At 37.3% G+C, this 18,296-nt stretch carries 19 protein-coding genes; 16 read left to right on the top strand and 3 right to left on the bottom strand.

The window, feature by feature from the left end; all coding sequences use genetic code 11:
• Nucleotides 1-381: 381 nt before the first annotated feature.
• From ACIQYS_RS08840 to ACIQYS_RS08795, 10 genes are all read left to right on the top strand, one after another.
• Nucleotides 382-1,881, top strand: coding sequence for a 4-hydroxyphenylacetate 3-hydroxylase family protein (locus ACIQYS_RS08840; RefSeq protein ID WP_402977838.1), 1,500 nt, complete (start codon nucleotides 382-384; stop codon nucleotides 1,879-1,881).
• A 12-nt stretch (nucleotides 1,882-1,893) separates the two neighbouring features.
• Nucleotides 1,894-2,370: a flavin reductase family protein gene (locus ACIQYS_RS08835; RefSeq protein ID WP_402977835.1), complete on the top strand. Its 477-nt coding sequence runs from the start codon at nucleotides 1,894-1,896 to the stop codon at nucleotides 2,368-2,370.
• Between the two features lie 22 nt (nucleotides 2,371-2,392).
• Nucleotides 2,393-3,385, top strand: a complete 993-nt coding sequence (locus tag ACIQYS_RS08830) for a catechol 2,3-dioxygenase (RefSeq protein ID WP_402977832.1) — start codon at nucleotides 2,393-2,395, stop codon at nucleotides 3,383-3,385.
• A 15-nt stretch (nucleotides 3,386-3,400) separates the two neighbouring features.
• Nucleotides 3,401-4,312, top strand: a complete 912-nt coding sequence (locus tag ACIQYS_RS08825) for an acetaldehyde dehydrogenase (acetylating) (RefSeq protein WP_402977829.1) — start codon at nucleotides 3,401-3,403, stop codon at nucleotides 4,310-4,312.
• A complete protein-coding gene (dmpG, locus tag ACIQYS_RS08820; protein WP_402977826.1) occupies nucleotides 4,309-5,319 on the top strand; it encodes a 4-hydroxy-2-oxovalerate aldolase in 1,011 nt (336 codons plus the stop codon). Before ACIQYS_RS08825 ends, dmpG begins: the two co-directional genes overlap by 4 nt.
• 65 nt (nucleotides 5,320-5,384) lie before the next feature.
• Nucleotides 5,385-6,176 (top strand): 2-keto-4-pentenoate hydratase, encoded by a 792-nt coding sequence (locus tag ACIQYS_RS08815; RefSeq protein WP_402978083.1) that lies wholly within the window; start codon nucleotides 5,385-5,387, stop codon nucleotides 6,174-6,176.
• Nucleotides 6,176-6,970: a 2-keto-4-pentenoate hydratase gene (locus ACIQYS_RS08810; RefSeq protein ID WP_402977823.1), complete on the top strand. Its 795-nt coding sequence runs from the start codon at nucleotides 6,176-6,178 to the stop codon at nucleotides 6,968-6,970. Before ACIQYS_RS08815 ends, ACIQYS_RS08810 begins: the two co-directional genes overlap by 1 nt.
• A gap of 9 nt (nucleotides 6,971-6,979) precedes the next feature.
• Nucleotides 6,980-7,180 carry a 4-oxalocrotonate tautomerase gene (locus ACIQYS_RS08805; RefSeq protein WP_402977821.1) on the top strand — a complete coding sequence of 67 codons (201 nt, stop codon included), beginning with the start codon at nucleotides 6,980-6,982 and terminating at the stop codon, nucleotides 7,178-7,180.
• Entirely contained in the window at nucleotides 7,177-8,649 is a 1,473-nt protein-coding gene (locus ACIQYS_RS08800) for an aldehyde dehydrogenase (protein WP_402977818.1), read from the top strand. The genes ACIQYS_RS08805 and ACIQYS_RS08800 overlap by 4 nt, the downstream gene beginning before the upstream one ends.
• A 17-nt stretch (nucleotides 8,650-8,666) precedes the next feature.
• Nucleotides 8,667-10,058, top strand: a complete 1,392-nt coding sequence (locus tag ACIQYS_RS08795; RefSeq protein ID WP_402977815.1) for a PucR family transcriptional regulator — start codon at nucleotides 8,667-8,669, stop codon at nucleotides 10,056-10,058.
• 34 nt (nucleotides 10,059-10,092) lie between these two features.
• Here the strand turns inward: ACIQYS_RS08795 and ACIQYS_RS08790 are convergent, their stop codons facing one another.
• Together ACIQYS_RS08790 and ACIQYS_RS08785 are read right to left on the bottom strand one after the other, a co-directional pair.
• The gene (locus ACIQYS_RS08790) at nucleotides 10,093-11,046 is read right to left on the bottom strand and encodes a putative bifunctional diguanylate cyclase/phosphodiesterase (protein WP_402977812.1); all 954 of its coding nucleotides are present in this window, start codon (nucleotides 11,044-11,046) and stop codon (nucleotides 10,093-10,095) included.
• A gap of 156 nt (nucleotides 11,047-11,202) precedes the next feature.
• Entirely contained in the window at nucleotides 11,203-11,328 is a 126-nt protein-coding gene (locus tag ACIQYS_RS08785) for a hypothetical protein (protein ID WP_402977809.1), read from the bottom strand.
• Between the two features lie 45 nt (nucleotides 11,329-11,373).
• Here ACIQYS_RS08785 and ACIQYS_RS08780 point away from each other — a divergent pair, with 45 nt between their 5' ends.
• The 3 genes from ACIQYS_RS08780 to ACIQYS_RS08770 all read left to right on the top strand — a co-directional run bounded on the left by ACIQYS_RS08780 (nucleotide 11,374) and on the right by ACIQYS_RS08770 (nucleotide 14,819).
• Nucleotides 11,374-12,249 carry a helix-turn-helix domain-containing protein gene (locus ACIQYS_RS08780; RefSeq protein ID WP_402978080.1) on the top strand — a complete coding sequence of 292 codons (876 nt, stop codon included), beginning with the start codon at nucleotides 11,374-11,376 and terminating at the stop codon, nucleotides 12,247-12,249.
• A gap of 775 nt (nucleotides 12,250-13,024) precedes the next feature.
• The gene (locus ACIQYS_RS08775) at nucleotides 13,025-13,687 is read left to right on the top strand and encodes a ribonuclease H family protein (protein WP_402977806.1); all 663 of its coding nucleotides are present in this window, start codon (nucleotides 13,025-13,027) and stop codon (nucleotides 13,685-13,687) included.
• Nucleotides 13,688-13,787: 100 nt separating this feature from the next.
• Complete coding sequence (locus ACIQYS_RS08770) at nucleotides 13,788-14,819, top strand: SGNH/GDSL hydrolase family protein (protein WP_402977802.1); 1,032 nt, start codon at nucleotides 13,788-13,790, stop codon at nucleotides 14,817-14,819.
• Nucleotides 14,820-14,874: 55 nt separating this feature from the next.
• On the opposite strand, the gene ACIQYS_RS08765 is transcribed toward ACIQYS_RS08770, so the two are convergent.
• A complete protein-coding gene (locus ACIQYS_RS08765) occupies nucleotides 14,875-15,282 on the bottom strand; it encodes a hypothetical protein (RefSeq protein ID WP_402977799.1) in 408 nt (135 codons plus the stop codon).
• 183 nt (nucleotides 15,283-15,465) lie between these two features.
• Between ACIQYS_RS08765 and ACIQYS_RS08760 the strand changes: the two genes are divergently transcribed.
• The 3 genes from ACIQYS_RS08760 to ACIQYS_RS08750 all read left to right on the top strand — a co-directional run bounded on the left by ACIQYS_RS08760 (nucleotide 15,466) and on the right by ACIQYS_RS08750 (nucleotide 18,285).
• Entirely contained in the window at nucleotides 15,466-15,945 is a 480-nt protein-coding gene (locus ACIQYS_RS08760; protein ID WP_402977796.1) for a metal-dependent hydrolase, read from the top strand.
• A 194-nt stretch (nucleotides 15,946-16,139) separates the two neighbouring features.
• The gene (locus ACIQYS_RS08755) at nucleotides 16,140-17,324 is read left to right on the top strand and encodes a metallophosphoesterase (RefSeq protein WP_402977793.1); all 1,185 of its coding nucleotides are present in this window, start codon (nucleotides 16,140-16,142) and stop codon (nucleotides 17,322-17,324) included.
• Nucleotides 17,284-18,285 carry a bifunctional metallophosphatase/5'-nucleotidase gene (locus ACIQYS_RS08750; protein ID WP_402977790.1) on the top strand — a complete coding sequence of 334 codons (1,002 nt, stop codon included), beginning with the start codon at nucleotides 17,284-17,286 and terminating at the stop codon, nucleotides 18,283-18,285. Before ACIQYS_RS08755 ends, ACIQYS_RS08750 begins: the two co-directional genes overlap by 41 nt.
• Nucleotides 18,286-18,296: the final 11 nt, after the last annotated feature.

Below are 18,296 nucleotides of genomic sequence, written 5' to 3'. Positions count from 1 at the left end.
CGGCCCGCTGATCAAGGGACTGGAGAGTGTTGTCACACCATTATATGAGATTGGTTGATTGTAACGTCCCTGTGTAAGAAACGATTCAATCCTATTCTAATAATTCACTACCATTTGATACAAAAAAAATCACAGTAGCCAAGGTTAAATCTTTGGCTGCTTTTTCATGTATGCGATTATTCTACGGAAGGAAAATGTTACAGGAGAAAAAAACACAGAAAACATAGACGACAGAATAAATTGACAGATTTATCTGACAGTTGGTGGTAGTTTAGGGATGTTTAATGGACATTTCATGTCGTTGATAGCGCTTACATTAAATCGTATAGTTTAAACAAATGTATGGCCTACATTATCATAAAACGAAATGGAGTGGTTTTCATGCTTACTGGTCAATCTTATCTTGAAAGCTTAAATGATGGCCGAGTTGTATATCTCAATGGAGAGAAAATTGACGATGTTACAAAGCATCCGGCTTACCGTAATTCTGCCCAATCCTATGCACGTATGTACGATGCTTTGCATGATCCAGAAAAACAGGATGTGCTTACAACGATAAACGAGCATGGAGATCGCACACATAAGTTTTTTAAAACTCCTCGTTCCCTTGATGATTTAGTAGGTGCACGAGATGCTATCGTAGAATGGTCCAAAATGAACTTTGGATTTATGGGCAGAACTCCAGATTATAAAGCTTCGTTTCTCGGACATCTCGATGGATATTCGGATTATTATGTAGGATTTGAAGACAATGCAAAAGCGTGGTATCGAAAGGCTTCGAAAGAGTTGCCGTTTGTTAATCACACGGTGATTAATCCGCAGATGGATCGTTCAAAAGCTTTGCATGAAAACAAAGATGTATTTGTACGAGCGATTAAAGAGCGTGATGATGGAATTATTGTAAGTGGTGCCAAAATGGTAGGTACAGCTGCAGCATTAACGAATTACAATTTTGTTGCCAATTACGGTCCAAAAGATTTGGGAAATGGGGATCAAAGCCATGCGTTAATATTCCTCGTTCCTATGAACGCTCCTGGTGTAAAAATGATTAGTAGGCAGTCATACGAACTGCAAGCGAAGTCAAATGGGTCACCGTTTGATTATCCACTATCTAGTCGTTTTGATGAGAATGATGCGGTAATCGTTTTGGATAATGTATTTATTCCTTGGGAAAACGTTCTTGCTTACCAAAACGTAGATATTTCGAATGGTTTCGTTGCAGAAACGCATTTTGTAAATCGCTTTAGCTTTCATGGATGTGCTCGCTTAGGAGTTAAGCTAGATTTTATGACTGGGCTATTGATGAAAGCTACAGAATCATCAGGAACTCATCAGTTCCGAGGTGTTCAAGCGAATATTGGAGAAGTTGTGGCGCTGCGCAATATGATTTGGAGTTTGTCTACAGCTATGGCAACAAACCCGGATGTTGGCCGAAATGGTGTGCTTGTACCTAATGGAGAGGCAGCCAATGCATATCGTGTACTTGCACCAAATGTTTGGGTACGTATAAAAAATATATTTGAACAAGTAGTTGCAGGAGGATTAATCCAACTGCCATCTAGTGCTAATGATTTCTTAAATCCGGAAATTAGACCATATTTAGATCAATATTATAAGGGAACTGGCGTTACTGCGGAAGAGCGCGTCAAACTTCTGAAAATGGTGTGGGATTCTATCGGTTCTGAATTTGGCGGACGCCATGAGTTATACGAAGTTAACTATGCAGGGAATCATGAGAATATTCGATTAGAGGCAATGTACCATTCTATTGGCAGTGGTAATGCAGATATATTTAAAGGTTTTGTGGATCAAGCTTTAGCTGATTATGATTTGAACGGTTGGACAAATGAAACATGGAAAGAAAAAATTGCACTTACTTAAGGAGTGATATGAATGGATAGTCGTGAATTTCGTAATGCTATGGGCAAATTTGCCACTGGGGTAACCGTGATTTCAACAGACGTCGAAGGAAACTACCATGGAATGACTGCAAACGGTTTTATGTCTATTTCATTGGATCCGACTTTAATTGCTATTTCTATCGGTGAACGTGCACAAACGCTTAAGTTGATACAGGAAAGTAAACGATTCGGAGTTAGTATTTTAGAAAAAAATCAACTGGATATTTCCAGACGATTTGCAGGGCAAATACCAAGTGATGAAGCGTTCCAGTTTGATCTTTTGAATGGCTTTCCTTTAGTGGAAGATGCTTTAGTACAAATTGTCTGTCGCGTGGAACAAGAAATAGTGGCTGGTGATCATACTATTTTTCTAGGACAGCCTGAACAATTATATGTAAAAGATGGAGAACCATTATTATTTTCGAATGGTCAGTATGCTACTTTGAATAGGCAATATGCCACATTATAAAAGGAAACTGGGGGAATAATAAATGACAAATTTACACAAAGAACCAATTTTTGACGTAGCTCAAATTGCACACGTAGAAATGTTATCCAACACGCCTAAAGAGACTATTGCTTTTTTTACAGATATGTTAGGTATGGAAGTAATTGAAACTATTAATAACCAAACTTATTTAAGAGCTTACGAGGATAATTATAAATACTCGCTTATTATAACGGAATCGGAAGAATCGGGATTAGGACATGTAGCATGGCGAACAACTTCTCCTCAAGCGCTTGAACGCCGTGTGAAAGCTGTGGAAGCAAGTGGTTTTGGTATTGGTTGGTCGAATGATCAGCATGGGCATGGTCCTGCGTATCAATTCACAACGCCGGACGGTCATAAAATGGAAATTCTTTGGGAAGTGGACTATTTTGACTGTCCAGCTGAAGCTCAATCAAAGCTTCTTTCGAGAAGCCAAAAACGACCACTTAAAGGGGTCCCTGTTCGTCGTTTAGATCATATTAATTTGATGTCTTCCAATCCTGCTGTAGATTCTAATTTTCTAATCGATGTATTAGGATTCAAGCTGCGTGAGCAAATCGTTGATAATGATCATGTAATTGGTACATGGATTAGCGTTTCTAACTTAGTGCATGAAATAGCATTTATGCAGGAGCCGACAGGTGCTAAAGGAAAACTTCATCATGTTTGCTATTGGTACGGGGTTCCTCAAAATCTATACGATGCTGCTGATATTTTAAAGGATCATGGTCATTTTATTGAAATACCGCCAAACAAACATGGGGTAAGCCAAGCATTTTGTATGTACGCATATGAGCCAAGCGGAAATCGTGTGGAACTCTTCGGAGACGCAGGATATCTCATTTTCGATCCAGATTGGAAACCGATTACTTGGCAGATGAAAGATGTACCTGGAAATGGAGATACATGGATTGGTGCTGTATTCCCAGATTCGTTTTGGACATATGGAACACCCGTTACAGCTCCTGTCCCTTTAGAAGCTGTCGCTGAATAAGAGGAGGTTCTAAAAATGGAGAAGATTAAAGTTGCTATTCTAGGTTCCGGGAATATTGGAACAGATTTAATGTATAAATTATTAAAAACAGAAGGGTCGATGGAACTTGCTTTAATGGCAGGAATCGCCCCTGATTCCGAAGGGCTGAAACGTGCAAAGGAACTTCAAATTGCGATTACCGCAGAAGGTATAGACGGTATTTTGAAGGAAAAAAACATACGCATTGTATTTGATGCGACAAGCGCTAAAGCACATATTGCGCATGCACCTCTTTTAAAAGAAGCGAATATAATTGCCATTGATTTGACACCTGCTGCAATTGGTCCATACGTTGTGCCAGCTATTAATCTAGAGGAACATTTAGAGAAAGTGAATGTGAATATGATTTCTTGTAGTGGTCAGGCAACGACTCCTCTTGTGTATGCGGTTAACCGAGTAGAAGGTGTTAAATATAGTGAAATTATCGCAACTATTTCGAGCGTTTCTGTTGGACCAGGAACGAGACAAAACCTAGATGAGTTTACGATTACGACTGCAAATGCTTGTCAGAACATAGGTGGCGCTAAAGATGCGCGTGCTATTCCTGTTATCAACTCAGCAGAGCCTCCGATTATGATGAATAACACGGTATATGCCGTATTAGAAGAAACGGCGGATGAAGAAGAGGTCATTCAATCGATTGAACAGATGGTGAAAGAAGTGCAAAAATATGTACCAGGCTACCGTTTAAAGCGGAAGCCTTATATCGATATTCGCCATACGCCTTGGGGTGATTTGCCTACCGTTATTATCCTAAATGAAGTAGAAGGAGCGGGAGATTTCTTCCCTACTTACGCTGGTAATTTAGATATTATGACGGCGGCTGCCCAACAAGTTGGAGAGCAATTTGCTGCGCATTTATTGCAAAAGAAAGGGGTCATTGTATGAAAAAGCCGATAGTGACAGATACAACACTTCGAGATGGCTCTCATGCAGTTAGTCACTCTTTTTCCCCCTCTTTTGTTGGGGAAGTAGTAAGTAAATTGGCTGATGCTAACATGCCAATTATTGAAGTAAGTCATGGGTCGGGTCTTGGTGGTTCTACGATTCAACAAGGGTTTTCTAAGTTTGATGAATGGAAATTAATCGAGAGCGCTGTTGCAAATAAAAAACAATCTAAAATAGCATCTCTTTTTGTACCTGGAATTGGAACAATCCCCGAAATAAACAATGCTTCGGATATTGGAATTGATGTATTACGGATCGCTGTCCATTGTACAGAGGCGGATGTAACACAACAGTACTTTGAACAGGCTAAAAAAAGAGGCTTAGAAACAGTAGGATTTTTGATGATGAGCCATACACAGCCAGCAAAAGTGCTCGCTGAGCAGGCAAAACTCATGGAAAGCTATGGGGCAGACTGCGTCTATGTTGTCGATTCGGCTGGTGCACTCGTTCCAGACGGTGTCAGAGATCGTGTAGCAAAACTGAAAGAATCATTATCAATTAATGTAGGTTTTCATGCGCATAACAATCTAGGGCTTGCTATCGGTAATACAGTGGCTGCTTTAGAAGCAGGTGTAGATCAAATTGATGGGACACTACGTGGTTTAGGGGCTGGAGCTGGAAATGCTCCGACGGAAGTGTTGGTTGCAGTGCTTAACAAAATGGAAATCGACACGGGAATTGATTTGACGATATTAATGGATGCGGCTGAAGAAATCATTGCGCCGATTTTCCATTATCCATTAGTAATTGATCGTGATAATCTCGCTGCCGGTTATGCCGGTGTTTATAATAGCTTTTTGCTACATGTGCGAGAAGCAGCTGTAAAATTCGACATAAATCCGGTCTCTATTATGGAAGAATTAGGTCGCAGGCATGCAGTAGCAGGTCAAGAAGATTGGATTTTGGATGTGGCAATGGAGTTAGCGCAAAAACAATTGGTTAGATAATACAAGGAATGCCGTTAGTGAAAAGTCCATTAGCGGCTATTTCTTACATAGAAAGGAATGATCTTATGGTATCGGTTGCACAACTAGCGAACGAAATAATAGCAGCAGAATATTCCAAAGCTCCAATTGCTCCATTAACCGAGCGCTATCCGGAAATAACATTATCAGATGCTTATCATATTCAATTGCAGTATGTGGAGAAAAAATTGGAACGCGGAGCACGCATAGTAGGAAAAAAAATCGGCGCGACAAGCAAAGCCATTCAAACTATGTTCGGAGTGGATCAACCGGACTATGGTCATTTATTTGACTCGATGATGTATATGGATGGCGACAAAATTCCTCTTCAGCATCTTTTGCAGCCTAAAGTAGAATGTGAGATTGCATTCGTCTTAAAGAAAGATTTGATCGGACCAAATGTAACGCCTCTTGATGTAATAGAAGCAACTGATTACATCGTTCCGGCAATTGAAATTATTGATAGTCGAATTGAAGACTGGAAGATTAAGTTTGAAGATACTGTATCAGACAATGGTTCTTCTGCGTTAGTAGTGATTGGAAGTAAACCAACTAAATTAGAAGGTTTAGATTTAACTAGTTTAGGAATGAATGTGTTGAAGAATGGGGAGTATGTCGAATCAGCGACTGGAGCAGCAGTGCTAGGGAATCCAATTCATGCAATTGCATGGCTTACAAATGCTTTATCTGCTTATGATGTAAAACTTTTAGCAGGAGAAATTGTTTTATCTGGTGCATTTACTGCTGCTTTAGAAATTCAAGCAGGTGATACTTTTACGGCTGAATTTGCTCATCTCGGTACAGTTTCAGCTTCATTTGAAGATGGGAGGGAAAGTTGATGGAAACAATCACAATGGAGAGTGTTGTACAGAATTTATTTGAAGCGGAAAAAGGGGTAAAGACACTGCCGCAATTCGCAAATGAGTATCCAGGGATGGATGAAGATAAAGCTTATGATATCCAAGAAAAACTCGTTCAGAAGAAGTGTGAAGAAGAAAACACGACCGTTTCAGGATGGAAATTAGGATTGACTAGTAAAGCGAAGCAACAAATGATGGGCGTGCATGAACCTTCTTATGGTGTGTTACTAAAAAACATGAGTTTAAATGAAGGAGAGTCACACTCTCTAACTCCTTTTATTCATGCTAAATTAGAGCCTGAACTTGCCTTTGTTTTTAAGAAAGATGTACAAGGAAGCTTTATTACTCCATCGCAAATAATGGATGCTACAGATTACGTTGTACCAGCTTTCGAAGTAATCGATAGCCGTTTTGAAGCCTTTAAGTTTACGTTGCATGATGCGATAGCAGACAATTCATCTTCCTCACGCTATATTTTAGGCAACCAGTTCATATCACCGGAAAAAATAGATCTACAGTTGACAGGAATTGTTTTTAGAAAAAACGGAGAGGTTGTTGCCACGAGTACATTGGCAGCTGTTATGGGGAATCCTGCTGTAGCTATCGCATGGATGGCAAATAAAATCGCAAAAAGAAACCAATTCATTCAAAAAGGGCAAGTTATTTTAAGTGGCGCCATTACACAAGCAATGCATATTTCGCCAGGGGATCACTTCACTGCTACATTTGATGGAATTGGAACGATAAATACTAGTTTTAGATTAGGAGAGTGAGGATAAATTATGCCATTCATTCAAATTACGATTGCTGAAGGAAGAGATCCTAAGAGGAAAGAACAATTAATATATGAAGTAACGCAAACCGTTTCTACCGTATTAGATGCTCCTAAAGAAAATATACGCGTATTACTTACAGAAGTTCCAACTACGCACTGGGGAATTGCTGGTCAATCCATTTCAAAAAGAAAAGAGGAATCTGTATGACATCTGTAGAAGTAAAAGTGAGAAGAGTACTTCATTTTATTAACGGAAAATATGAAAATTCTTCCGATGAACAAACATTTGAAGTGAAGAATCCAGCAACACAAGAAGTGATAGCAGTTGTTTCAGAAGCTACAGAGGAAGATGTAAATAAAGTTAGTGAAGCTGCAAGAAATGCATTTGATCATGGTCCATGGAGAACAATGACGCTTGCGGATCGTTGCGATAAAATTCGTCGTATGGCAGAAATTATTCTAGAACGTAGAGAAGAGATTGCTCGTCTTGAAGCGCTAGATGTTGGAAAACCATATAGTCATGCATTTACAGGAGAAATTCCGCGTGCTGCCCATAATTTAAAGTTTTTTGCTGACTTTATGGAAAAACAAGGCGGAGAAGTTTATCCGATGGAAGAGGCTTATCTCAATTATACTCGTTATGAACCAGTAGGCGTTGCAGGCTTAATCACTCCTTGGAATGCACCATTTATGCTGACTACTTGGAAACTCGGTCCATGCTTAGCTGCAGGAAATACAGCAGTTATTAAACCGGCAGAAATGACACCGTTATCCGTTTCACTTTTAGGAGAAATAGCAAAAGAGGCAGGAATTCCTGACGGCGTTGTCAATATCATACACGGTAAAGGAAGCGTAGTAGGGACAGCAATTACAGAAAACAAAGATATCGACCTTATTTCGTTTACAGGTTCTACTGTAACTGGAAAAGCAATTATGCGAAATGGTGCTAATACGCTTAAAAAGTTCTCTTTCGAGTTAGGCGGGAAAGCTGCCAATATCATTTTTGAAGATGCAGATTTGGATAAAGCAATTCCTATATCTATCCAGGCTGCGTTCTTAAACTCAGGTCAAGTTTGTTTAGCGGGTTCACGCATTTTGGTGCAACGAACCATTTTAGATTCTTTTATAGAGAAATTTAAACATGCGGCTGAGTCACTAGTCGTTGGCGATCCACAAGATGCGTCAACTAAAATGGGTCCACTTGTAAGTGAAGAACATTTTAATAAAGTAAAACGTTACTTAGATATTGCTAAGGAAGAAGGGGCAACACTTATTACTGGGGGCGGAACACCTGTACTTGCATCGCATTTGGAAGGTGGATATTATCTAGAGCCAACAGTTTATTATCATGAAGATCATAAAGCTAGAATTTGCCAAGAAGAAATTTTTGGCCCGATTGTAACGATTATTCCATTTGATACAGAAGAAGAAGCATTAGCGATTGCCAATGATACGGAATACGGATTGAATGGTGTTATTTGGACGGAGAATTTAAAACGTGCACATCGAATCGCTCACGGCGTTCGTGCAGGAACAATTTGGGTCAACTGTTGGTTCGTTCGAGATTTACGTGCCCCATTTGGAGGATTTAAAAAGAGTGGTATCGGAAGAGAAGGAGGACATCACAGCCTAGAGTTTTTCTCAGAAGCTAAAAACATTTGTATTGCCTTAAACTGACAAGTGGAGGGAATAATATGAAACAATGGTTGTCAACTAGCTTAGATACTAAGCCTAACTCAGAAAACCAAGAATATATAGCTTTGAATAATCCTCAAAAACTCCTTTTTCCAAAGGAGTCTTTTTCTACGTGGAAGCAACAATCAGATAAACAAAATGCTGGTGAACACTTTATAACATATGGAGAACTTGAAGAAGAACGAAACCAACTGCAAAGAGTAATTGATATTCAAAATGCCCTTACCGATGAATTAATTCGTTCGAATCGTTTAACTAATATTTTGAGTATATTAAAAGAACATATTACATTGCCAATCATTATCGAAAATCATAAAGAAAAAATTACCGATTATGAAAATATTGATTTAGATGAAGCAAAACAATTGCAATGCTCCTTTCATAAAAAATTAAAAAAGTGGCATCTTAAAAAGACTGAATTTTTAGAGCTTGACAATCATTGTCGTCTTGTTACTCCTATTTTTTTACAAAATCAAATTTTGGGATATTGTTCCTTTATTTATGATTGTAATAGTCCTAAATCGGATGATTTCGATCGAATGATTTTGGAAAGATTAACATCGATCAGTACATTAATCTATTTGAACAATAAAAACATTATGGAAGCTAACGCTAGAACAAAAGGAATTCTTTTTGAGAAAATATTGGCAGACGAATTTGAATCGAAGGAACAAATTTATCGTGAACTTAATTTACTAAATATCGATGTAACTGGTAAATATCATATAGCTTTTTTATCGTTAAAGTATGATAGTCTAATTAAAGAAGATAACTTATCCATTTTCACGAATGTTTACGAAGAAGTTATTCAATTTTTTCAAGAAAAGGATTATGAGATACTGCAAGTTCAACGTGCAAATGGGATCTTATGCTTTATACCAGAAGATGGAGATCATGCAGCAATGCAGAACGGACCGACAATATTTTATGATAGAATCAAGAGATATTACCCTAAAATCCAATGTCATGTTGGTGTCAGTTCAACAAGTAATGATTTACAAAGTGTAAATAGTTTAATGAAAGAAGCAATGACAGCTGCTAGGTTTACAACAGATTATCAGCCTACATTGTATTTTAAGGAGCTGGGGATATTAGGGATTTTAGTTCATTCCCAAGAAGAAAATGCCATAAAAAAAATAGCCGAGATGGAATTGGGAGCAATCTATGGACAAACGGAACAACAAAAAGAATACATGCAAACACTATATGAGTTTCTAATAAACGGAGGAAATCTCGAACACACCTCTGCAAAATTGAAACTATCTATTAGTGGATTGCGCTATCGAATATCTAAAATTCGTGAAATTATTCAAGAAGATTTAAGAGATTCACAAAAACAATTTGAACTTTTGCTAGCATTAAAAGCATTGAAAGTCATTGGAGAATTTTAGAAGTTCCTACATTAGTCCCTGTGTAAGAAACGATTCAGAATTGCTTCTTACACAGGGACTTTTTTAGAAGTTTAGTAAACTCACTTGCGGGTAAAGGTTTAGAAAACAAATATCCTTGAATCGTGTTGCAATTGTATTTTTGTAACACTTGTAGCTGATCATTCGTTTCCACACCCTCAGCAATCACGCTCATCTTCAACTGATGAGATAATTGGATAATCATATTGACGATAAAATTGGAATCTTCTTCATGTGAGCCACTTAAGTTTTGAATAAAAGAACGATCAATTTTAAGTATATCTATTTTACCTTTAAAACGATTGAGATAAGAAAGAGAAGAGTAACCCGTTCCAAAATCGTCTAAAGCTATTTTAATACCTAAATTTCGTAGCTCATCTAATATGGAAAAAACTATTTCTTCCTCTTCTAATAGGGATGTTTCAGTTATTTCGATTTCTAAGTATTGGGGTTCTAAATTCGTTATTTTCAATGTGTTTACTATGTCCGTAATTAAGTCTTTTTCTAAAAAGTGTGTAGCTGATAAATTTACGGATATTGGAATTAGTGGAAGTTTTGCTTCTTGCCATGCTTTATTTTGTATGCAGGCAGTTCTTGTAACCCATTTTCCAATCTCTTTTATTAATCCTGTTTTTTCTGCTAAAGGGATAAACTCATTTGGTGAAATCATTCCAAGTTTCGGGTGATTCCATCTTAAAAGTGCTTCTGCACCGATAATCTCGTTGTTTTTGGCGTAAACTTTAGGCTGATAGTACAATTCCAATTGGTTTTGCTCTATTGCATATCCAAGGTCCAACTCAAGTGAATGTAATTTCGTGTCGTTGTCTACTGAAGGTGCAAATAGTCGATACCCAGGTTTATCTACAAAATTTAATTCAGAACTAGTATTTTTCGAATGGCCATGTATTTTGTCTGAGTTATTCTCCATTTGTGAAGGGTGATATTCCACACTATTTGCTTTAAGTTGCATAGTTGTTCTCCTTGTACATATAAGTTTTAGAGCTCTCCCGATTGAAATGCAATTGAAGAAAGGTTATAGGAGAGGGTGGTGGTAATTATTTACATTGTATTATTTGAAAAATCCAATAAAATTAATAGAATAATAACTTTATTGGATTTGTTAGTTCTAGTGGATAAGAGGTAGATCTAAAGTAGTGATTGGTTTATCAACAAATTTTGCACTTTCATTGCTTGCGCTTGGATATAAAGCTACTGCTAATACGATTAGTAAAATGATAGATAATTTTTTCATGTTGTTACCGTCCTTTTTTATAATATGAGGTGATACTTTTTGGAAATGAAATACTTAGGTTTAGAGATTAGTAAACTTAGAGCTGAAATGGGCATGTCCCAAAAAGAGCTTGCAAATAATATATGCACACAGTCGACAATAAGTCGAATTGAAGGCGGAGAAGTTTATCCAGCAATAGATACGTTATTAAAAATCGCATTAAAACTACAAGTCCCGATCGAATATTTTATCGAAATGTTATTTAATAAAAATGTTTTAGAAAGTGAAAGATTAATTAAAGAAATTGAATTTCACTTAAAAGAACATAACTATAAAAAAATCGTTTCAATCATTGAAAAAAACAAAATGGATACAGATAATATTTGGTTAAATTTTTATTTAAAGTACCTTTTAGATATTGCACATTATTATTTGAAAGTAATTACAGCCGAAGAATGTATTAATAGCTTAAAGGATATCTTAAACTTTTCGAATCAAACCACTATTCAATTCCGCTTCTTACATATAAAAATTAGTAATTCCATTGCAAATATATACGCTCAAAACGGGGAAATTCCTAAAAGCTTATACTACTATAATAAAATTCTGAAAGAGCATTTTCATAAAAATTATAGCGACCATAAAATTTATGAAACACTTATTACAGTACTATTTAATAAATGCAATATACTTTATGAGTTACAGGACTATGACGCTGCCCTAGAAACTGCCAATCAAGGAATACAAAAATCAAAAGAGACATCTTTTTTCTTCTTGGTCGGCCAATTTTTATACTATAAAGGCCAATGCTTAGAAAAAACGAACGCTCCCCTTACAGAAATCAAAGAAGTGTACAAACAAGCTCTATTTTTCTTCGAGTTTCTAGAACTTCCGTTTTATATCCGTGCGATCAAGCAAAATAAAAAACAATACTTAGACTAAATAAAACTATTTGGGTTGCGATTTCTAATATAGCTCTGCTGGTAGTAAGTTTCTCCAAACTTAACATTAAGAATTTGTAATCCTCCTTATACATGAAGTGGGATTAAATGATTATAAAGAGGAGTACAAATTACTTAATAAAACCTATGTTAAATATCTTTTGCGTTTCTAATATACTATTTTTGCAACAAAAAATCTTTATGTTATGCATAAATGGATATTTTCCTTTTTGAAATTGACTTCCTTTGTCGAACTTTGTCCCTGGGTAAGATAGTTTTAAAAAAATGATGTTTAACTATTTTTGAGCGGGGTATATAAATAGTACAAGGCGGAACTACCGTAGGAAGGGACTGGTAAACAATGTGTTTACAAGGGACTCCAAAGGATGATTTGCACAGCCTTGGCGGAAAATTTGCTTTACTGGCTAAAGGCACGCTCGTCGGGAACCGATATATTTAGGTTTCGATCCAACGTGATATACCGAGCAAGTAAAAGAGAAGTTTTTTGTGGAAGTGCAACTGAATGTTTGACGGGATAACTGTCAGACTTAGTGAACTGCACTGACGAGATGAATGTTGAAATGGTCAGTAACGGTTTAGCGAAAAAGCATTAGCGAATTTTCCGAGTGTATCCTCGTTTAGGGGAAAGAAGAAAGCGTAGTCCTATTGGATTGCGCTTTCTTCTTTTTTTGAATGCCTCAAAAAAGGAACGCTTCTAAAACCAAAATACATTGGGTAAACTTACTACACCAACATACTAGTTTGGAGGAATTGCGATGAACGTTTTAATCGAATGGATATATAGATCACCTAAGGGAACCGAAAGTCTTTTTCGGTCTGAGGAGATGCCGGCAGCACAAGCTTTGCTCATTGCCGAGGATTTGGAAAAGACAGGTCGTACGAAAAGCGTGGGTTTCGTTGATCGTTTTGATAGCTCGTGGACGATAAAAGAATTAAAGGGCTATTTAAAAGAAATCGAAACCGAACCGCATAATGTGACCGTATATTTTGACGGTGGATTTGATCGAAATACTAGTAGCTCCGGTTTGGGGTGTGCAATCTATTATGAGCAGAACGGTAAGTCGTACAGATTACGACGGAACGCATTTGTTGCAGGGCTTCTTTCGAATAATGAAGCAGAATATGCAGCGCTTCATTTTAGTTTACAGGAGCTCGAACTATTGGGAGTCCATCATTTATCAGTCCAGTTCATCGGAGACTCTCAAGTTGTCCTTAATCATTTAAGCGAGGAATGGCCGGTAGTAGAGAAAGATTTGTCTAATTGGGCTGATCGGATTGAAGTAAAAATGAAAGATTTAAGCATCCAACCAGAATACAAACTAGTGCCGCGAAAAACGAATGCAGAAGCGGATCGTCTTGCAACACAAGCATTGAAAGGAATTGAAATTACAGCAACTAGTGAGTTGACAGTAGAATAAAACAACATTTAAGGCTGTTTTAAGTAAAGTTTTTATAAAGAACCGACTTGAAAGGTAGAAGATACTGTTGCATAGTATAGACAGTATGAGGAGGGAATGGATGATGAAGCAAATATGGTCTTGTTTAGTAGTTATAACCATTACTATTTTTAGTGTATTTACTCCTACAGTAAAAGCTGAGAAGGTGAAAATCGATTATGTGGCGTTAGGGGATTCGTTGGCATCTGGGCACACTCCTTATGGAGAAAAGATAGGTAGAGGCTTTACAGATATCATAAGCGAAACGCTTGCAAAGAAAGATATATTGGCTTCTTTTACGAAAGAATATGCGGCTTCAGGTGAAACAAGTGTCGGTCTGCTCGAAACATTAAAGCGACCGGAAGTGCAGAAATCCTTAAAAACCGCGGAACTTGTTACAATCATTAGTGGTGCCAATGATTTCATCGATGCAATGTACAACCCAATTGATGAAAGCATTAATACAGATATTACAAAAGCAACAACATTGTTAAATACAGTAGCTGGGAACATGACGTCTGCCATTCAACAAGTGAAAACATTCAATCCGGAAGCAGATATTTATATATTTGGTTATTATTTTCCATTGCCACATTTGGAAAATACCACATCTAAACAGCAAATGCAATTAGCTTTTTCTATCGTGAACAATCGGTTGGCGACAATTGCCAAAAACGAAGGGGTTCATTTTGTTGAAGTCGCATCTGCGTTTGATGTAAACGGTGCGTCTTTTTTAGAAAATCCAAAAGATATCCATCCGAATGAAGAAGGATATCAGGTATTAGCGGATCAATTTTTTCTGTCTTACTCTTTGCCTGTACAGGTTCCATCTCCAACAACCAGAGTAATGTGGGGGAAAACCGAGCTTAAAATTGGCCAAATTGGAAAAGTAACGATTCTCGAAGATACTTATTTAATGAAAATCGAAAAGGATGGCTCGTTATCTACTATTCGAATATTGAAAAAGGGAGAAGAGTACCGAGTTTACAGCTATAAAGGACAACAGAATGGTCTTTATGGTTTAGGTGGAGGTAGTTTCGTCCAAAAAAGTGACACAATTCGGTATGAAACTCCATCTAAAGCGAAGTTAGCATTATTACAAAGGACAAATTAAATGTGCTATCCTCATGAAAAAAGCGACTGAAGATTGTACACTTCAGCCGCTTTGTTCAGTTTTTGGCATTATGATTGGTGTTTTGTTGTTTTGCCGGCGATTGGTTATTCGCTTCCGGTAAAGACTCTTCCGTTTTAGGAAGCTTTTTTTGTTGTGATTTAGGAAAAGCATTTTTTGCTTCGGACTTGGATCCAGGTTCTTGCACTTTTTCATTGTAATATTGAACGCTTGTCATGGCTCCTTCTTCTACCATTCGATTGTCGTCTGGATCTTTCGGGTCTGAGAAACCGGCTTTCGTCATTTGCGTTGGTTTATGCTTTCTTGTGTCTGCATAAGAATTCATTTTCGTTTTTGTATTTTTTAAAGTTGTCATTGCTTGGTCTCTATTTTCTAATTTAGTGAAATAAGCATACGATAATGCAGCAATTCCTCCAATTAATAAGGCACATCTAGTTTTATTCATCTTCCTCACTCCCTAAATGTATTATTAGTATGTTACCCATTTTAAATAGCGGTCAAACATTTTCAATAAACGGTTAATTTGTAGTGGATGTTTTTAGCAAATGATTACTACTAGACTATTTAGTCACTTGGAAAAATAGTGTAAAATAGTAATTTAACTATATTAAAAGGAGAAAAAAGAAGCATGACAGGAAAGACTCACATCATTGGCGGTATTACAGCAAGTCTTGCTTTTGCACAAACTTCGAATTATGAAGCCGTCCTTTTAGTTGGAGCTGGGGTCGTTGGTGCCTTGATCCCGGATATTTGTCACGGAGGTAGTAAAATAGGAAAGAAGTTACCTTTACTATCTAAAATTATTAACACCCTTTTTGGGCACCGTTCCTTTACACATAGTCTATTGTTTTTATTTCTTATAGGAATTCTGTTGAATTCATTCGTGGCAAATGAATCGATTGTAGCAGGAATTTTAGTAGGGATGGCAAGCCACTACATATTAGATATGGCTACGAAAAATGGGATTAAATTGCTGTATCCACTTAAAGTCAGAGTACGTTTCCCCATTACAACGAGAACCGGAGGAAGGATAGAAGATGTAGTGTTCGCCGCTTTATCGCTGTTAACGGTGTATTTTGGGTATGGCGTGTTTGTGGAGTATTTTTGACGGATGAAAAGATGATATAGAAGTGTTACAGGTGCCTAGCATCAGTAACACTTCTTTTTTTTGTAAATGTATGTAAATAATTATTTACATGCATTTAACAATATTTGCATTGTACTTAATATTTGATTTTACTATTCTTAAATAGTTATTGTTTTTGAATATTTTAAGTAGATTAGTAGAGTAGGAGGAATATTATGAAGAAAAATACAGTGAAAAAATCTGTAATGGCTACAGTTCTTGCAGCATCTTTGTTCTCATCAACGGGCGTTGGTTTTGCAAGTAGCTCATTACAAGATTTGGTGGACCAAGCTCGTAAAGATATGAAAGAGGCATCTTATGCTTATGTTGTACCAGCTCAAAAAGGAAAAATCACTACGAGTAAAGATCTATACCCAGCTCTAAATACGGCAAAAGAAAGCTACCAAAAAGCGAAAAATGCAATCGAAAAATCGAAAGCAGCAAACAAGAAAGCATTATTAAATGACTTAGAAGACTTATATAATGAAAGAATTGCTAAAGGAGTTATTCCATATATTGATGCATATAACTATGCAACTGAATACTTAAATCCAATTATGGAGGCAATTGAAAAAGCAGAGACAGCGAAAGATTCGGCAGAAGTAGGAAAACAACTTCAAAAGTTATCCGATCAACTAAATTCAAGGTCCGCAATCATGTATCGCTTCACTGGTAAAGCACCACGCGATTTACTTTTAACTAAATTCAAAACACCAGCAGACAAAAAACATGCACAACTTGCGGCATACATACCTAGTGATGTCGAACCTACTAACTTCGAACTCTCCATCATTCATACAAATGATACACATGCAGCTATTGAAAATGCTCCAAAACGGGCAACCATTATCAAGGATGTTCGTAAAGAAAAGCCGAATGCATTACTGCTTGACGCAGGAGATGTATTCCAAGGGACTTTATACTTTACAGAATATCAAGGTGAAGCAGATTTAGCGTTAATGAATTACATGGGATATGATGCCATGACATTAGGAAACCACGAGTTTGACCTAGGGAAAACGGCGGAAGGACATCAAGCGTTAGCAAATTTTGTGAAAAATGCAAAATTCCCAATCGTGACAGCAAATGTTGATTTTTCTAAAGATGAGAAACTTGCTGGACTGCATAAGGAAACGATTGCACCAAATGCAACTCCAGGAAATATTTATGATGGAACGATCATAGAAGTAGATGGAGAAAAAGTTGGAATCTTTGGTTTAACAACCGAAACGACTGCTGGTAGCTCAAGTCCTAACAAAGTAACGTTTGAAGATTATTTGAAAGAGGCAGAAAAAGCAGTTGCTTCATTAGAGGCTCAAGGTGTCGATAAAAATCGTTGCACTAAGTCACTTAGGATATGATAACCCTGTCGATAAGAACGATCTTTTATTAGCAGCTCATGTAGAAGGCATCGATATAATTGTTGGAGGACATTCACACACAACACTAAACGAAGCAACTATTGTCGATAAAGATGAGAAAGGTGCTCAAAAAGACCCAACAGTCATCGTACAAACTGGTTCTAGCAGTGCAAACGTTGGGACATTGGACGTAAAGTTTGATGAAAACGGCGTAATTGTTAGTCATGTAAATAAACTAATCGCAATAGGTGAGCAGAAAGCAGATCCAGAAGCAGAAGCAATCCTTGCACCATTTAAAATCGGAATTTCAGCAGTACAAAACCAAGAAACAGGTGGAATTGCAGTTAATGCTTTAGTAAATCCTCGTACTGGCGATCCTGGCAATAAAGGAGAAAGTGTACGAAACAGTGAAACAGCACTTGGAAACCTTGTTGCGGATAGTATGTTAGCACAAGGTAAACTAGTATCTCCAAATGCAACGATTGCCCTACAAAATGGTGGTGGAGTTCGCGGACCAGTTGACCAAGGACCAATCACAATGGGTGATGTACTTACTGTATTATCATTCAATAACGGTCTATACAGCGTAGACCTAACAGGAGCAGAATTAAAACAAGTTATCGAAGGTGGCGTTTCTGCGGTACCAACGGAAAGTGGTTCTTTCCTACATGTAGCTGGTCTGAAAATCGAATTTGATAGCTCGAAACCAGCTGGCAAACGAGTTGTTTCGATACAAGCAGCAGACAAAGACGGAAAATTTGCTCCGGTAGATGATGCAAAAACATATACAGTCATCACAAACTCTTACATCGCAGGTGGTCCTGATTTCGCTAGCGCAGCAGCAGCAGGTCGTGCAACTGATATCGGAATCTCCGACTGGGAAAGCTTCGCAGCATACTTAAAAACTGCTGGTGAAGTAGACCCTAAAATTGAAGGTAGAATTGTAAACATTGCAAAGTAAAAAATAAGTAA

The organism is Psychrobacillus sp. NPDC096426 (genome assembly GCF_044762745.1).
GTDB lineage: Bacteria > Bacillota > Bacilli > Bacillales_A > Planococcaceae > Psychrobacillus.
Note: the sequence above shows the minus strand (reverse complement) of the source record. Positions and strands in the feature narration are given on the sequence as shown.

Coding starts and splice junctions, on each gene's coding strand:
- ACIQYS_RS08830 (WP_402977832.1), top strand. CDS start 2,393: ATGACAAATTTACACAAAGAACCAATTTTTGACGTAGCTCAAATTGCA.
- ACIQYS_RS08775 (WP_402977806.1), top strand. CDS start 13,025: ATGAACGTTTTAATCGAATGGATATATAGATCACCTAAGGGAACCGAA.
- ACIQYS_RS08765 (WP_402977799.1), bottom strand. CDS start 15,282: ATGAATAAAACTAGATGTGCCTTATTAATTGGAGGAATTGCTGCATTA.
- ACIQYS_RS08760 (WP_402977796.1), top strand. CDS start 15,466: ATGACAGGAAAGACTCACATCATTGGCGGTATTACAGCAAGTCTTGCT.
- ACIQYS_RS08835 (WP_402977835.1), top strand. CDS start 1,894: ATGGATAGTCGTGAATTTCGTAATGCTATGGGCAAATTTGCCACTGGG.
- ACIQYS_RS08825 (WP_402977829.1), top strand. CDS start 3,401: ATGGAGAAGATTAAAGTTGCTATTCTAGGTTCCGGGAATATTGGAACA.
- ACIQYS_RS08755 (WP_402977793.1), top strand. CDS start 16,140: ATGAAGAAAAATACAGTGAAAAAATCTGTAATGGCTACAGTTCTTGCA.
- ACIQYS_RS08815 (WP_402978083.1), top strand. CDS start 5,385: ATGGTATCGGTTGCACAACTAGCGAACGAAATAATAGCAGCAGAATAT.
- dmpG (WP_402977826.1), top strand. CDS start 4,309: ATGAAAAAGCCGATAGTGACAGATACAACACTTCGAGATGGCTCTCAT.
- ACIQYS_RS08785 (WP_402977809.1), bottom strand. CDS start 11,328: ATGAAAAAATTATCTATCATTTTACTAATCGTATTAGCAGTAGCTTTA.
- ACIQYS_RS08770 (WP_402977802.1), top strand. CDS start 13,788: ATGATGAAGCAAATATGGTCTTGTTTAGTAGTTATAACCATTACTATT.
- ACIQYS_RS08790 (WP_402977812.1), bottom strand. CDS start 11,046: ATGCAACTTAAAGCAAATAGTGTGGAATATCACCCTTCACAAATGGAG.
- ACIQYS_RS08805 (WP_402977821.1), top strand. CDS start 6,980: ATGCCATTCATTCAAATTACGATTGCTGAAGGAAGAGATCCTAAGAGG.
- ACIQYS_RS08795 (WP_402977815.1), top strand. CDS start 8,667: ATGAAACAATGGTTGTCAACTAGCTTAGATACTAAGCCTAACTCAGAA.
- ACIQYS_RS08840 (WP_402977838.1), top strand. CDS start 382: ATGCTTACTGGTCAATCTTATCTTGAAAGCTTAAATGATGGCCGAGTT.
- ACIQYS_RS08810 (WP_402977823.1), top strand. CDS start 6,176: ATGGAAACAATCACAATGGAGAGTGTTGTACAGAATTTATTTGAAGCG.
- ACIQYS_RS08800 (WP_402977818.1), top strand. CDS start 7,177: ATGACATCTGTAGAAGTAAAAGTGAGAAGAGTACTTCATTTTATTAAC.
- ACIQYS_RS08780 (WP_402978080.1), top strand. CDS start 11,374: ATGAAATACTTAGGTTTAGAGATTAGTAAACTTAGAGCTGAAATGGGC.